This is a genomic window from Shewanella donghaensis, assembly GCF_007567505.1.
In the GTDB taxonomy this organism is placed as follows: domain Bacteria; phylum Pseudomonadota; class Gammaproteobacteria; order Enterobacterales; family Shewanellaceae; genus Shewanella; species Shewanella donghaensis.
Window position 1 is genome coordinate 2520981 of the sequence record NZ_CP041783.1, and the last position, 13160, is coordinate 2534140.

At 39.4% G+C, this 13160-nt stretch carries 14 protein-coding genes; 2 read left to right on the plus strand and 12 right to left on the minus strand.

The features are described from left to right. Window positions 1-109 precede the first annotated feature (109 nt). The 5 genes from parE to nudF form a co-directional block, all read right to left on the minus strand. Complete coding sequence (gene parE, locus FPK91_RS10780; RefSeq protein WP_144211256.1) at window positions 110-1996, minus strand: DNA topoisomerase IV subunit B; 1887 nt, start codon at window positions 1994-1996, stop codon at window positions 110-112. Between the two features lie 55 nt (window positions 1997-2051). Then, a complete protein-coding gene (locus FPK91_RS10785; RefSeq protein ID WP_144211258.1) occupies window positions 2052-2627 on the minus strand; it encodes a YqiA/YcfP family alpha/beta fold hydrolase in 576 nt (191 codons plus the stop codon). A 75-nt stretch (window positions 2628-2702) separates the two neighbouring features. Continuing rightward, window positions 2703-3542: a 3',5'-cyclic-AMP phosphodiesterase gene (cpdA, locus tag FPK91_RS10790; RefSeq protein WP_144211260.1), complete on the minus strand. Its 840-nt coding sequence runs from the start codon at window positions 3540-3542 to the stop codon at window positions 2703-2705. A gap of 39 nt (window positions 3543-3581) precedes the next feature. After that, entirely contained in the window at window positions 3582-4016 is a 435-nt protein-coding gene (locus tag FPK91_RS10795) for a DUF1249 domain-containing protein (RefSeq protein ID WP_144211262.1), read from the minus strand. 88 nt (window positions 4017-4104) lie between these two features. After that, window positions 4105-4728, minus strand: coding sequence for an ADP-ribose diphosphatase (gene nudF, locus FPK91_RS10800; RefSeq protein WP_144211264.1), 624 nt, complete (start codon window positions 4726-4728; stop codon window positions 4105-4107). 455 nt (window positions 4729-5183) lie between these two features. On the opposite strand from nudF, the gene tolC reads away from it, so the two are divergent. Further along, window positions 5184-6491 carry an outer membrane channel protein TolC gene (gene tolC, locus FPK91_RS10805; RefSeq protein WP_144211266.1) on the plus strand — a complete coding sequence of 436 codons (1308 nt, stop codon included), beginning with the start codon at window positions 5184-5186 and terminating at the stop codon, window positions 6489-6491. A gap of 86 nt (window positions 6492-6577) precedes the next feature. On the opposite strand, the gene FPK91_RS10810 is transcribed toward tolC, so the two are convergent. From FPK91_RS10810 to FPK91_RS10820, 3 genes are read right to left on the minus strand one after another with little or no spacing between them, the layout of a single operon-like run. Next, on the minus strand, window positions 6578-7315 hold the full coding sequence (locus FPK91_RS10810; RefSeq protein WP_144214331.1) for a TIGR04219 family outer membrane beta-barrel protein: 738 nt from the start codon (window positions 7313-7315) through the stop codon (window positions 6578-6580). A gap of 2 nt (window positions 7316-7317) precedes the next feature. After that, entirely contained in the window at window positions 7318-8289 is a 972-nt protein-coding gene (locus FPK91_RS10815) for a DUF2333 family protein (protein ID WP_144211267.1), read from the minus strand. Between the two features lie 11 nt (window positions 8290-8300). Further along, window positions 8301-8786 carry a copper chaperone PCu(A)C gene (locus tag FPK91_RS10820; RefSeq protein ID WP_144211268.1) on the minus strand — a complete coding sequence of 162 codons (486 nt, stop codon included), beginning with the start codon at window positions 8784-8786 and terminating at the stop codon, window positions 8301-8303. 35 nt (window positions 8787-8821) lie between these two features. Between FPK91_RS10820 and FPK91_RS10825 the strand changes: the two genes are divergently transcribed. Then, window positions 8822-9559 carry an enoyl-CoA hydratase gene (locus FPK91_RS10825; RefSeq protein WP_144211269.1) on the plus strand — a complete coding sequence of 246 codons (738 nt, stop codon included), beginning with the start codon at window positions 8822-8824 and terminating at the stop codon, window positions 9557-9559. A gap of 59 nt (window positions 9560-9618) precedes the next feature. Here the strand turns inward: FPK91_RS10825 and FPK91_RS10830 are convergent, their stop codons facing one another. The 4 genes from FPK91_RS10830 to FPK91_RS10845 all read right to left on the minus strand — a co-directional run bounded on the left by FPK91_RS10830 (window position 9619) and on the right by FPK91_RS10845 (window position 13159). After that, window positions 9619-9825 (minus strand): PspC domain-containing protein, encoded by a 207-nt coding sequence (locus tag FPK91_RS10830; protein WP_144211270.1) that lies wholly within the window; start codon window positions 9823-9825, stop codon window positions 9619-9621. 179 nt (window positions 9826-10004) lie between these two features. Beyond that, window positions 10005-10337 (minus strand): hypothetical protein, encoded by a 333-nt coding sequence (locus FPK91_RS10835; protein ID WP_144211271.1) that lies wholly within the window; start codon window positions 10335-10337, stop codon window positions 10005-10007. A 260-nt stretch (window positions 10338-10597) separates the two neighbouring features. Continuing rightward, the gene (dusA, locus tag FPK91_RS10840) at window positions 10598-11623 is read right to left on the minus strand and encodes a tRNA dihydrouridine(20/20a) synthase DusA (RefSeq protein ID WP_144211272.1); all 1026 of its coding nucleotides are present in this window, start codon (window positions 11621-11623) and stop codon (window positions 10598-10600) included. 126 nt (window positions 11624-11749) lie between these two features. Continuing rightward, entirely contained in the window at window positions 11750-13159 is a 1410-nt protein-coding gene (locus FPK91_RS10845; protein WP_144211273.1) for a BamA/TamA family outer membrane protein, read from the minus strand. Between the last annotated feature and the right edge of the window lies 1 nt (window position 13160).

Here is a 13160-nt window from a genome sequence, read left to right on the forward strand (position 1 = left end):
TTTGCCTTCGTTCTTGTTATGGGCAATTCTATGCTCAATCTTAATGGCTGTGATTAAACACAGCCTTTATGGATTATTAGGCCAAGTAACGGTAACTCATTAAAGCGACTTACAGTTGAGCAAGATCACCTTTAGACTCTAGCCAGACTTTACGATCTGGTGAGCGCTTCTTCGATAACAACATATCCATTAATGCCATGGTATCGTCTTTATCATCAATGGTTAATTGCACTAAGCGACGAGTATTAGGATCCATTGTTGTTTCTCTAAGCTGCAATGGATTCATCTCGCCCAATCCTTTAAAGCGAGTCACTTGTACTTTGCCTTTTTTCTTATCGGCAACAATTCTATCTAATATACCGTTTTTTTCTTCTTCATCTAGGGCATAAAATACTTCTTTGCCTAAATCGATACGAAAAAGTGGTGGCATAGCGATATACACATGCCCCTTTTCAACCAATATACGGTAATGCATCATAAATAGAGCACATAGCAAGGTCGCAATATGTAGACCATCGGAATCGGCATCAGCAAGAATACATATCTTGCCATAGCGTAATTCTGAAATATCATCACTATCAGGATCGCAACCTATAGCAACAGAAATATCATGGACTTCTTGTGACGCTAATACCTGTGACGCGTCAACTTCCCAGGTATTTAGAATTTTACCACGCAGCGGCATAATCGCTTGAAACTCACGATCTCGTGCCTGTTTAGCACTACCTCCCGCAGAGTCACCCTCCACCAAGAATAGTTCGCCACGCATAGGGTCTTGTCCACTACAATCGGTCAATTTACCGGGTAATGCAGGCCCTGCAGTGACTTTTTTACGAGCAACCTTTTTAGCCGCTTTTAAACGTTTTTGGGCATTGTTAATACACAATTCAGCTAATAACTCAGCTTGGTCAGTATTAGAGTTAAGCCACAATGAAAACGCATCTCGAACAACACCTGATACAAATGCCGAACTTTGACGGCTAGAGAGTTTTTCTTTAGTTTGGCCAGAAAATTGCGGATCTTGCATTTTGATTGAGAGAATAAAAGAGGCTTTATCCCAAATATCTTCTGGAGAAAGTTTGATACCTCTTGGTACTAAGTTACGGAATTCACAGAACTCACGCATCGACTCTAATAATCCCTGTCTAAAACCATTAACGTGAGTACCGCCAAGTGGTGTCGGGATTAAGTTTACATAACTTTCGTAAAGACTATCGCCACCTTCAGGTAACCAAGTAATCGCCCATTCTGCAGCGTCAACCTTGCCAGTAAAACTACCGACAAAAGGCTCTTCGGGTAATAACACTGAGTCTTTTACCGCTTCTTTTAAATAATCGGTTAAACCACTTTCGTAAAACCATTCATGTACTTCGCCGTTTTGCTTATTACTAAACTTAATACGTAGGCCTGGGCATAAAACGGCTTTAGCACGTAAAAGGTGAAGCAACTTAGTAATGGAGAAGTTACCAGAATCAAAGTAGCTAGCATCTGGCCAAAAGTGAACTCGCGTGCCGGTATTCCGGCGTCCACAAGTACCTGTGACGGTTAAGTCTTCTACTTTATCACCGCTTTCAAATGCCATGTCATACACTTGGGCATCACGGCGCACAGTAATTTCAACACGCGTTGATAAGGCATTTACAACCGAAATACCGACTCCATGTAAACCACCCGAAAACTGGTAATTCTTGTTTGAGAATTTACCACCAGCGTGCAATTTCGTTAGGATCAGCTCAACCCCAGGAATACCTTCTTCTGGGTGAATATCAACGGGCATACCACGGCCATCATCGGTAACTTCTAACGAATTATCGGCGTGTAATACCACTTCAATTTTTGAGGCGTGACCTGCGAGTGCTTCATCAACACTGTTATCGATGACTTCCTGACCTAAATGGTTGGGTCTGGTAGTGTCGGTATACATACCAGGACGGCGTTTTACTGGGTCGAGTCCGTTAAGAACCTCGATAGCGTCAGAAGTATATTGGTTGCTCATAGTCCACACATTTGGTCAATTATGGCCCAAAATTGAAGGCCGAAATAAATACTTGTTATGTAATTTTTAAAAACTCACAAATCTTATCTAGCTGGTTTTTATAGCCAATAAAACTGTGGTCACCATTCGCCTCTACATGGAGTTGGCAACAATGGTATTTTAATAATGCTTGTCGATAATCTAACACTTCATCGCCTGTTTGCAAAAAAACTAAAAAACGATCAGGACGACGAATAACCTCAGTATTATATTCGGCAACATCAAGCTTATGTTGCGGTAATACTTGGTAATGTTCATCAATATATGGATTATATTGTGGCCCTAGAAACTCATCAAATAGCTCAAATGGTTTCACAGCAGGATTTATTAGCACTGCTTTACCACCGTATGTTTCGGCGAGATAACTGGCAAAGTATCCACCTAAAGAAGAACCGATATAGGTTAATGGTTCATTTTTAGCTTTTGCTTGCTCTACAATACCACATAACAAAGCCATCGCCTCTTTAGGTGACGAAGGTAATTGTGGCTGAACGAAAGGATATTCTGGGAAACAGCGCTGGAAATATTCAGCCGTATCTTTGGCTTTATCAGAATGAGGAGAGCTATTAAATCCATGTATATAGAGCAACATACTTCATCTCGTTGAGGTTAACCTGAAAATTCAAACTAATTGATAATTATCAAGCAAACAAACAACTAAACGAAATTAATAACCGCTTGCGTCATTATCTGGTGAGAACTTTTCACCCGGAACCCGATAAACATTAGTATGAATGCTACCATTGCTTGCTAACTCCAGCAAACGATAGCCTGGTTGAAGTCCGTCCAGTGCAAAATAAGAAGATTTTGGCTTAAATTGTATACAGGTAGACGGTGTTGCCATTAGGCTAATTACACCATTATCACCTTGATACTCAGTGTCGATAGATTGGTGAACATGCCCCCACAACGCGCCTTTTACTTGTGGGTGTTTACTTACCCGTTTTAAAAAGGCATCGCCATTGATCATGCAGTGCTGATCGAGCCAGCTACATCGGACAAGGATAGGATTATGGTGCATAGCAAGTAATACGTGCTTATCTGGGTCAGCTTTAATCGCTTCATCAATCAAATTAAATTGATCTTCTGCCATATAACCACCAGGTTTACCACGTACAGTAGAATCCAACATCAATATTTGCCAATTACCAATAACAATCCGCTGTTGCCCAAATAAATGCTTGCCTTGCATATGCAAGCTCATCAAACGAGGATCATCATGATTGCCAGGTAGATAATGGCAAGGCATAGCTAATTCTGCAACGGTATTAGAAAAATGTTGGTAGGATTGAGGGGAGTAATCTTGGCTAATATCGCCGGTAGCTAACATTATATCAGCTTTATAATTCGTACTTAAAAACGTATTCAAAACAGCCTGAAAACTGGCAGCCGTATTCACCCCTAAAAGCTTTGCTTCTGGATCAGCGAACAAATGCGGGTCAGTGACTTGAATAAGTCTTACGACATCCGTATCAGTATTGGGGTAATTAACTGGCTCTTTTAGCACTAATTAATCCTAAAAATAAATTAATTCAATGTTGCAGAACTATGTTGAACAGACATGCTGGCGACGACATCCGATCTTAAGTAGCTCTTCCAGAAATGCATTAACTTGGTATTTCTCATCCGTTTGATGCATATGTACATTTGGATAATCATACACTGCTTTTAATCGGAAAATCTGTTGACTAGTTAACACTTCTGCTAATTGAGCGTCATGATAAACTCGCACACAAGCTTTAGGTATGGTAAGGAAATCATGATTGGGCAATTTCCTCGATATTTCAATCAGCTGAGTATACTTTGTATTTTCAATAACAGTGACATCTAATAGACCAAATTGCCCTTCAACTGCCCAAGATTCATTCACATCTGCCGCATCTGGTAACCATTTTAAAATAAGTGCGTAATTACGCCCGCACAGCGCTAAAAAAGCACTCACGTTGGGTTGATACTTACCTTTGGTTACTTTTTGATTCACAACAAACCTCTTATGTACTTTTCACGATTCTGCAGCTTTATTTCTTTAATATGTCAAACATAAAAACTCATTCAACAATGGGATTTCGTTATACCGGTTTCACTTTATGTAAATTCAGTGCAAGCCATTGCAAGCCGAGTACCGTTGATGCGTTATCAATACGGCCGCTGTTGACCATTTCCATCGCGACGTCAAAATCGACCACATGCACTTTTATATCTTCATGTTCATATTCAAGCCCGTGAATGCCTTTAGCTTGGCTAGCATCAACTTTTGCCCAATAAAAATAAAACCGCTCAGATGAACCACCAGGTGTAGCAAGATAACTATTAACAAAATGCATTTCTGATGCCGTAATACCTGTCTCTTCCATTAACTCACGATGGGCTACTTCTTCAGCAATTTCATCTGCAGCGATCATACCTGCAACTAACTCAAGTAACCAAACAGACTGAGTACTCATAATGGCCGGTAATCGTATTTGCTCAATTAGCACCACTTGATGTGTTACTGGGTCGTAAGGCAAAACAACAACAGCGTTACCTCGCTCAAAAACTTCACGAGTCACAACTTCACTCCAACCACCGTCAAACAGTCTATGCTTAAATTGGTACTCGTCTAATTTAAAGAAACCTTTAAATACGGTTTTCTTTGAAAGGATTTCGACATCTTTTTCAGCATTAAACTGTTCGATTATTTCATTATCGTTCATATTTTTTTCTTACAGTTTGTAAGCCTTTTGAAATATTTAATACACAATTATATATGCGTACCATTTAAACGTGTGAGTTTAATAAAATCTGTTACAACTTGAAAGTTGATATTTAGCTTAGAAATGATAGTCTTTTTTACGATATACAGCAGAGTCTGTTGATCTTTCATGGTTATTTTTACAGCAATATATTAAATTTACATATAAAGGCTAACTAATAACGGTACATTAGCTTTACGTCACATAGATTAGGCTCAGAAAACATTAAAATATGTTGTTTAATCGATTTGAAATATAATCTTGAAAAATGAACAGATCTTCGCTGCATAGCGTGAAACGAAGACGTTTTTGAACAAGTTCGATAGTGCTAGAGAATTTTTTCTGAGTATTGAGTTCTGTAAACACCAAAATTATTTTACCTCCATTGATGGAGATTTTGTCTAAAAGGGCAGCAAATGAAATTTAAAATCAGTTCTATATACGCCGCGCTAACATTAGCCGTAGCTGCACCAGCAGCAAATGCTGATGATTTACTGCAAATTTATCAACAAGCACTGACAAGTGACACCATCGTACTTCAAGCTCAATCACAACGTGATGCTTTATACGAAACCATTGAAGAAAACCGTGCTCCTTTACTGCCTACAATCAGTGCGAATGTTGGTTACTCTAAAGCATGGAACCAAGAAGATGGTATGGACACCAAGAAGCCTGATGGTTTCACTGGTGGCCTTACATTAAACCAAGTTATTTATGACCACAGTGCATGGGTTGGTTTAGATTTAGCTGAGATGGCTGCATCTCAAGCTGATTCAGCTTACGCTTCTTCTTTACAGGCACTCATCATCCGTGTAACGACTGCTTACTTTGACGTTTTAACAGCTAAAGATAACTTTGAATTCCAAGGCGCAGAAAAACGCGCTATTGAACGTCAGTTAGAGCAGACTAAACAACGCTTTGCTGTAGGTCTTACAGCTATTACAGATGTACATGAAGCTCAAGCTCAATATGATTTAGCCTCAGCTACTGAAATTCTTGCGGAGAATACACTCGCAAATAGCTATGAAGCATTACGTGAAATCACAGGAATAGATCACAAAACGATCAATATTTTGGATACCAACCGTTTCTCAGCCGGTGCACCATCACCTACAACCTCTTCTGAATGGTTGAAAATGGCTGAAACAAACAGTATCGACTTGATGACTCAGCGTATTGGTCGTGATATTGCCAGCGAAACAATTACGCTATATAAAGCAGGCCATATGCCATCGCTAAACTTAGCTGCTGGCTATACTAAAGGCTTCGATCAAAACCCTGGTCTTGACTACGATAATGCCAATATTGGTATTACCTTAAGTGTCCCAATTTTTGAAGGTTTTAAAGTCACTTCACAAGTTAAACAGGCTCAGTACCAATACGTTGAAGCAAGTGAAAAACTTGAACAAACTCATCGTAAAGTAGTTAAAGATGTTCGTAATAACTACAACAACGTTGGCGCTTCAATCAGCTCAATTCGTGCTTATGAGCAATCTGTTGTTTCTTCAGAAAGTGCGTTAAAAGCAACCCAAGCAGGTTTTGAAGTCGGTACTCGTACCATCGTTGATGTATTGAACCGTACCCGTGATTTGTACGATTCAAAACGTAAACTGTCTGATGCACGTTATGGTTATATCAATTCAATTCTAGCGCTTAAACAAGCAGCTGGTACATTGAATGAAGATGACATCATCTCAATTAACAATGGTTTGATTGCCCAGTAACCCTTGTTAATATTGCCTTAATTGGCAAACAAAAAAACCGCCAATTGGCGGTTTTTTTTATGGGTAAAGCTAATATTAATGCCAAATTAGAATGTAAGTTCTAAACCAGCGAAGGCGCCTTTAAATGACATATTCTGAGTCGTACTTGAAAAGTCGTCGACATCAAATTTGAATTCACGGTAACCAACGCGAATAGCGGTATCAAGCGCTATACCATCAAATTTCCAACCTAAACCTGCATTAATATCGTAAACACTTGACTCATCAATGCCTAACATCACATCAGCAAAAGCGTACAAGCCTAAACCAGGAACGCCAACTTCAGCATTGGCATAAGCCATTACAATACCGCTATCAACATCAACTTCTTCTGGATGTCCTGGGTCTTGTACACGTATAGAACCGTGCATTTGCTTATAAGCTGCACCTAAATCAAGTGCCACAATATCGTTATCTAAGATTTCGTAATAAAGAACGAAGTCAGTGTTACTTAAGTCATTATATGCGGTTGTTGCGCCACTAAATTGGTGATCATTGAAAGTAAAGTCAGAATTAGCTTGGCTGCCTTTACCTTCTAAACGGTTTTCACGGATTTTAATATTAGGTACTAAAGGAATTGGATGCTCAATAGCAATCCATACACTGCCTTGAGCATCTGAATCGTAGTTATAAGTTTGTGCTACACCATCATCACTATTAAACGAACCACTGGTATCAGCTTGCCAGTAATCACCACCCACTTTAAAACCAACTAAAGTTGATGCCTGTGCCGATGATATGCTTAACAAGCCTAATAAGGTTGTGGCAAGAAGTGTCTTTTTCATCATTATCCCTGAGAGAGTAAGTTAGTTAAATCTATCACCGCTGCATTTGCGCGGGAAATATAGTTAGCCATGACCAATGAATGGTTTGCGACTAAACCAAAGCCATCACCGTTCAGCACCATAGGGCTCCAAACAGTTTGCTGAGTAGCTTCTAATTCACGAATAATTTGTCGTAAACTCACTTCAGCATTTTTCTTTTCGAGTACATCGGCAAAATCAACTTCTATCGCTTTCATGAAATTGAGTAATGCCCAAGCACTACCGCGACTTTCATAAAGTACATCATCAATTTTCCACCAGCTGGTTTTAATCTCTAAACTTGCTAAAGATGGCGTTGATTGTCTTGCGGTAGAGTCACCAGCTAAATCAGTATTTAAACGTTCTTGTCCAACGCTTGCAGAAAGACGTTGTGACATGCTGCCTAAACGTTTCTGAATTTCTTTTAGCCACTCATTTAAATTATCAGCGCGGGCATAGAACTGCGCATTACTGTTGTCCGTATCGCTAATTTTAGCGCGGTACAGTTTCAGTAGCTTAGTGGCTTCACGGTATTCACTTTCAGCACTCGGAACTAACCAACTGGTATGCTCGATATTCAATTTTGAATGAGCAGCCAGCAAATCATTATCAGCAGTAGACTGAGATTGTGAGCGGCTAAACTCTTTGCGCATAATTAACGCTAAATCACGAGTTTGCTCTAATGCGCCAAACTCAAATGCAGGCATATTATCCATAATGACTGAAGGCGGCATTATATCATTAGAAAGCCAGCCACCTGGTTTGTCCAATAAAGTTTCAATTGTAGAAATAAGCGCAGAGGTCGTTGCATAACCGACAACAAGCTCGCCTCGGTCATCTTGTAAAACCTCAGGCTCTAGTGGGTCTGGTTCAATACTCCACCAAACTGCAATTACATAGTTGATTAATAAAATAATCCCTATGCCACTAAAAATTTTGTTCCTTGTCATTTGCATCAATAAACTCCTTAATGATGATGGTGGTGATGGCTTTCTTCTATATCACTAGCTGACTTTTTAGCAACTATTAACTCTATATCAAGTTGTTCGCCATCTGAAAACGTTAACGTTAATGGCACTTTATCGCCAACCATTAATGATTTAGTGAGTGATAACAACATGATGTGATTACCTGATGGCTGTAACATCAGTGTCCCGTGTGATTCTATATCAAACCCTTCAACTTGACGCATTTTTACAACGCCATTTTCTTCTATTAGGGTATGCAGTTGCGCCTCTTTGGCGACAGGTGTTGTCACTGAAACTAAAGAGACCGCATTATCTGAATGATTCATTAATGTAAGGTAAGCTGCGGTATTAGGCACACTCGCTGGCATCGCTCTTACATGGCCTTCCTTAAGCATTATACTCGCTGATGCTGAAAGAGAAAATATGGCTAAAACTAAAAAACTAAACAGATGTTTGAATATTACTTTCAATGTCTTAAACTCCATGTACACCCTACTCGCGCCAAAAAGGAAAACAACGAATGAGTCAGATTAATGTAAAGGATGATCAAGGCGTACGCATTATCAGTTTTAATCGTCCTGAAAAGCGAAATGCCTTTAATCTCAAAATGTACCAACAACTTACAGAATACCTGATCCAAGGCGAGCGCGACAATGCTATTCGTGCCTTTATGTTACGAGGAGAAGAGAATTGCTTCACTTCAGGTAATGATATTGCCGATTTTCTCAGTAGTGGTGAATTAAACGAAACTCATCCAACAGTGCAATTTTTACATTGTATTCTTGAGCTAAAAAAACCATTAGTGGCAGCTGTATCAGGAGCTGCAGTGGGTATTGGCACAACCTTACTATTTCATTGCGACTTAGTGTATGCAGACAATACCGCAAAATTCCAACTACCATTTGTTAATTTAGCATTAGTGCCTGAAGCAGCATCAAGTTTGCTTTTACCACTGATTGTTGGTCAACAAAAAGCAGCTGAACTTATTTTGTTAGGTGAAAGCTTTAATGCCAGTACGGCAAAAGAATTAAACATCATCAATCAAGTGGTTGAACAAACTGAATTAGATAGTTTTGTATTAGCACAAGCAAAGAAGCTGGCTAATCAGCCGCCTTTAGCATTGCAAGCATCGAAACAGTTATTAAGACATAACCAAGCTGATGTTAAACAGCAAATGCTTAAAGAATTAGCGGTTTTCGGTGAGAGATTAAAAAGTGATGAAGCGAAAAACCGATTCCAAGCCTTCTTAAAAAAATAGATGCAGCTGTAAAGCTGAAGTATGAATATTGATAATCAAAGCTCTTTTTATACTTCAGTTTATAAACTCGATTTTTTCTGTGACATGATGATCGCTGTAACAAAATAGCCAATTAAGCCAATAGTTGGACTCATACAAATGCCTACTATGGTTAACACTCTTGTCCAAAGTACAGACCAACCAAATTGTTTTGCTAAGCTATGTGAAGCACCACAAATAATACTGTCATCTGCTTTTAAACATTTTTCGATATCGGTTAAGTTCATTTTATTTCTCCAGCTATTTCCAATGAAGTTAACTCTTTAGAAATAGCATTAACGCTTTTAAATTGGTACCACTGCAACCCGCATATCAATAGTGAACAGACTATAAAGCTAATAACGGGAAGCAGAAGCAATGAGATTAATGGATCTGCTAAATGAAGTATCATCATTAAATCCATGAATTATTCCTCATTACTTGCTAATGCATCATCCGTCTTCGTTTCTGTCGCTACTTCAGCCATTTCTAGCGAAGTGTTTAACTCAAACACTTGTTCTGCTATCTGACTATGCAAATTCAACATGATGTCTTGTTTAGCAGTTTGTAGCATTTCGGTAGTCGCACTCGATAAACGTGTTTCTAATACATTTACGATATCAGCACTATTCAATTCACTCGCTTGAGTACTCATACTGGCTGTTGCAATCACTGCAACTAACGCTAATTTTTTAAAAACATTGTTAGTGTTTGTTGATGAGCTAGCGACTACGTTTTCATTTGTTGTTGAGTTAAACATGGTGTCTTCCTTTTCATTTGTTGGGTACACCTAGGTTATTACAAGCTGCGTGCCAACTTTACAATATACGCATAAACCATTAATTAATAACAAATTTAAAATCAACGACCACCATCACTGACAAAATCCGCCTTGTGCAACAAATAAACAATTAGTCATTTTCACCATCCAAGTAGTGAATTTAGCTAATACTTAATTAGCCTATTTATAAGCATAAAAAAAGCGCCTCAAATGAGACACTTTTTAATGGAATTAGAATTTTAATCTGTTGCGATATTATTCGGATAAAAAGTGACATCGGCAGGTGGCCTGCTTTCATGCATCTTCTCAACGGCATCCCAAACCACTTCGACACCAGCACCAGGCTTATGCGCATTTTCACTTAAATATCGACGCCAGCCTCTTGAACCCGGTAAACCTTGGAATAAGCCAATCATATGACGTGATATATGATTTAAACGTCCACCCGACTGTAAATGCTGTTCAATATAAGGCACCATCTTTTCAATCACTTGTTCACGGGTTAATATTGCTTTGTCTTCACCGTATATCCGTTGATCGACCTCAGCTAATATATATGGGTTTTGGTAAGCCTCACGCCCAATCATAACCCCATCGAGTTGCTGTAAGTGCGTTAATGAATCTTCAATGGTTTTAACGCCGCCATTAATACTGATATTTAAGTCTGCATAATCACGCTTTAACTGGTATACACGCTCATAATTAAGCTCTGGAATTTCACGATTCTCTTTTGGGCTTAGCCCTTGTAACCACGCTTTTCGAGCATGTACGATAAAAGTATCGCAACCTACTGTTTTAACGGTATCAACAAAATCAGTTAAGAATTCATAACTGTCTTGATCATCAATACCGATACGAGTTTTAACCGTGACAGGAATATCGGCAACCTGCTTCATGGCATCGACACAATCTGCAACTAACTGTGGTTCTCCCATTAAACACGCACCAAAACGACCACTTTGCACTCTGTCTGATGGACAACCAACATTAAGGTTTATCTCATCATAACCACGTTCGAAAGCCAGCTTAGCGCAGGTAGCTAAATCTTGTGGGTTAGACCCGCCAAGTTGCAAGGCTAAAGGATGCTCTTCTTGGTTATAAGCTAAATAATCAGCTTTGCCATGAATGATCGCGCCAGTCGTCACCATTTCGGTATAAAGCACTGTATGCGCAGACATCAGACGCGCAAAATAACGATAATGTCTGTCAGTCCAATCAAGCATTGGAGCGATTGAAAGTGAGCGGTTTAATGTAGTTAATGCCAAAGTGGTACCTTATCGAAGAATATCAACGATTAATAGAATATGATGCTTACTTTAAAAACGAATTATGGATTATATCATTAACAAACGGCTAATTAATATCAGTGCCAGTAAATTCAACCTACTCCCCTAAAATGGCTGATTGACCATTACCCAAAACTGGCTTTCCTCACCACCAGTAACAAAGTCGGTTCTGACCACTATGCCTTCAACTTCAAAACGCATACCGACGCCATAGTTGGTTTTCATATCTTCATGCAAAGCACTTAACTCAAACTCATTGGTGACATTACCAGCCTCAATAAATAACGCCCATTGCCACCATGGAATATTGTACAAGTTGAAAACTGGCAATGCTTGCAATGGCTGCCATTGAGGCATAACCCGATACTCTACGGCATAATTTACAGCACTTCGGCCAGTAAACTGCTGTGATGAGTAACCTCGTAGGCGATCAAAACCACCCAATGAAACTCCGGCAAAACTGGGTGGACGTTTGACATGCTCATGGCTATCGTAATCATTCCAGCTCGGTGTATCAGCAAGATACATGTTAAATGCCAACACTTGTTGTTCAAACCAACTGTTAGCGTCAAATGAAACAAAAGCACTTTGCTCAAATTCCCACATCAACCAGCTTGGATCGTCATCGACACTAAAGCCTTTGGTGATGGTGAGATTTGTTTGCCCACCTTCACTGCTATTTTGTTTGGTATCACGATTATCCCAGTTAAAAGCAAGTTCAACACCCCGTGCTTCATCAGCCAAATAATCCAGTGTTTCTAGTTCTCGATATTTATTAAAAGGCGTTAAACTAATGGAGCTGACACCCGATTCAAATGGATTCCAACTAATATCATCGCGACTTTTACCAAGTGCTGAAACCGCGCCATGTTTACCTCTTGCAATAGGTAATACATATTCCATTGTCAGCTTAGTAAAGCCCTCATCGCCAACGCTAATAACACGATTAGTATCATTGATTTTAGGCTCGGGTATACTCGAATTAGGTAAATAATAAATGCCTTCTTCATAGTGACCTCGAAATACTTCAGCACTAAATAACCACTGATCAAGTTTTGGCAGCTGGTAATTATAAAAGCCTGCATAACTCAGCCAACTATCATTAGCTGAATACAAACCGATACCTAAAGCAACAGCCTGTGCTTGACCTGCATGCTTTACAACACCTGCTGCACCATATGTGGTACTCAGCGTTTCAGTGGAAAAGATAATAGGTACCGCGACAAATTCTGGAGACAATTCTTTTGTCGATGTCGCTGAACTAGACTGCTTGTCAGACTTGTCTTGTTCATCAGATTCAGACGTTTCTACAACCACGGCTGAATCACGGGCATGACTCTCTATCACATGCTTATCTATGCCATGCTTATCTATGCCATGCTTATCTATAAGATGGCTGTCACTGACATATACTGAATCGTTTGAAATTACGGAATGAATAGCTTCTGACTGGGCAATACTGTCGACACTAAAAAATACGCAATAAATCATGATGACTGATTTATACAACTGCACC

Excerpts from the sequence above, each read along its gene's own strand:
- parE (WP_144211256.1), bottom strand. The coding sequence starts at position 1,996 with ATGAGCAACCAATATACTTCTGACGCTATCGAGGTTCTTAACGGACTC.
- FPK91_RS10785 (WP_144211258.1), bottom strand. The coding sequence starts at position 2,627 with ATGTTGCTCTATATACATGGATTTAATAGCTCTCCTCATTCTGATAAA.
- nudF (WP_144211264.1), bottom strand. The coding sequence starts at position 4,728 with ATGAACGATAATGAAATAATCGAACAGTTTAATGCTGAAAAAGATGTC.
- tolC (WP_144211266.1), top strand. The coding sequence starts at position 5,184 with ATGAAATTTAAAATCAGTTCTATATACGCCGCGCTAACATTAGCCGTA.
- FPK91_RS10810 (WP_144214331.1), bottom strand. The coding sequence starts at position 7,315 with ATGAAAAAGACACTTCTTGCCACAACCTTATTAGGCTTGTTAAGCATA.
- FPK91_RS10815 (WP_144211267.1), bottom strand. The coding sequence starts at position 8,289 with ATGCAAATGACAAGGAACAAAATTTTTAGTGGCATAGGGATTATTTTA.
- FPK91_RS10820 (WP_144211268.1), bottom strand. The coding sequence starts at position 8,786 with ATGGAGTTTAAGACATTGAAAGTAATATTCAAACATCTGTTTAGTTTT.
- FPK91_RS10825 (WP_144211269.1), top strand. The coding sequence starts at position 8,822 with ATGAGTCAGATTAATGTAAAGGATGATCAAGGCGTACGCATTATCAGT.
- FPK91_RS10830 (WP_144211270.1), bottom strand. The coding sequence starts at position 9,825 with ATGAACTTAACCGATATCGAAAAATGTTTAAAAGCAGATGACAGTATT.
- FPK91_RS10835 (WP_144211271.1), bottom strand. The coding sequence starts at position 10,337 with ATGTTTAACTCAACAACAAATGAAAACGTAGTCGCTAGCTCATCAACA.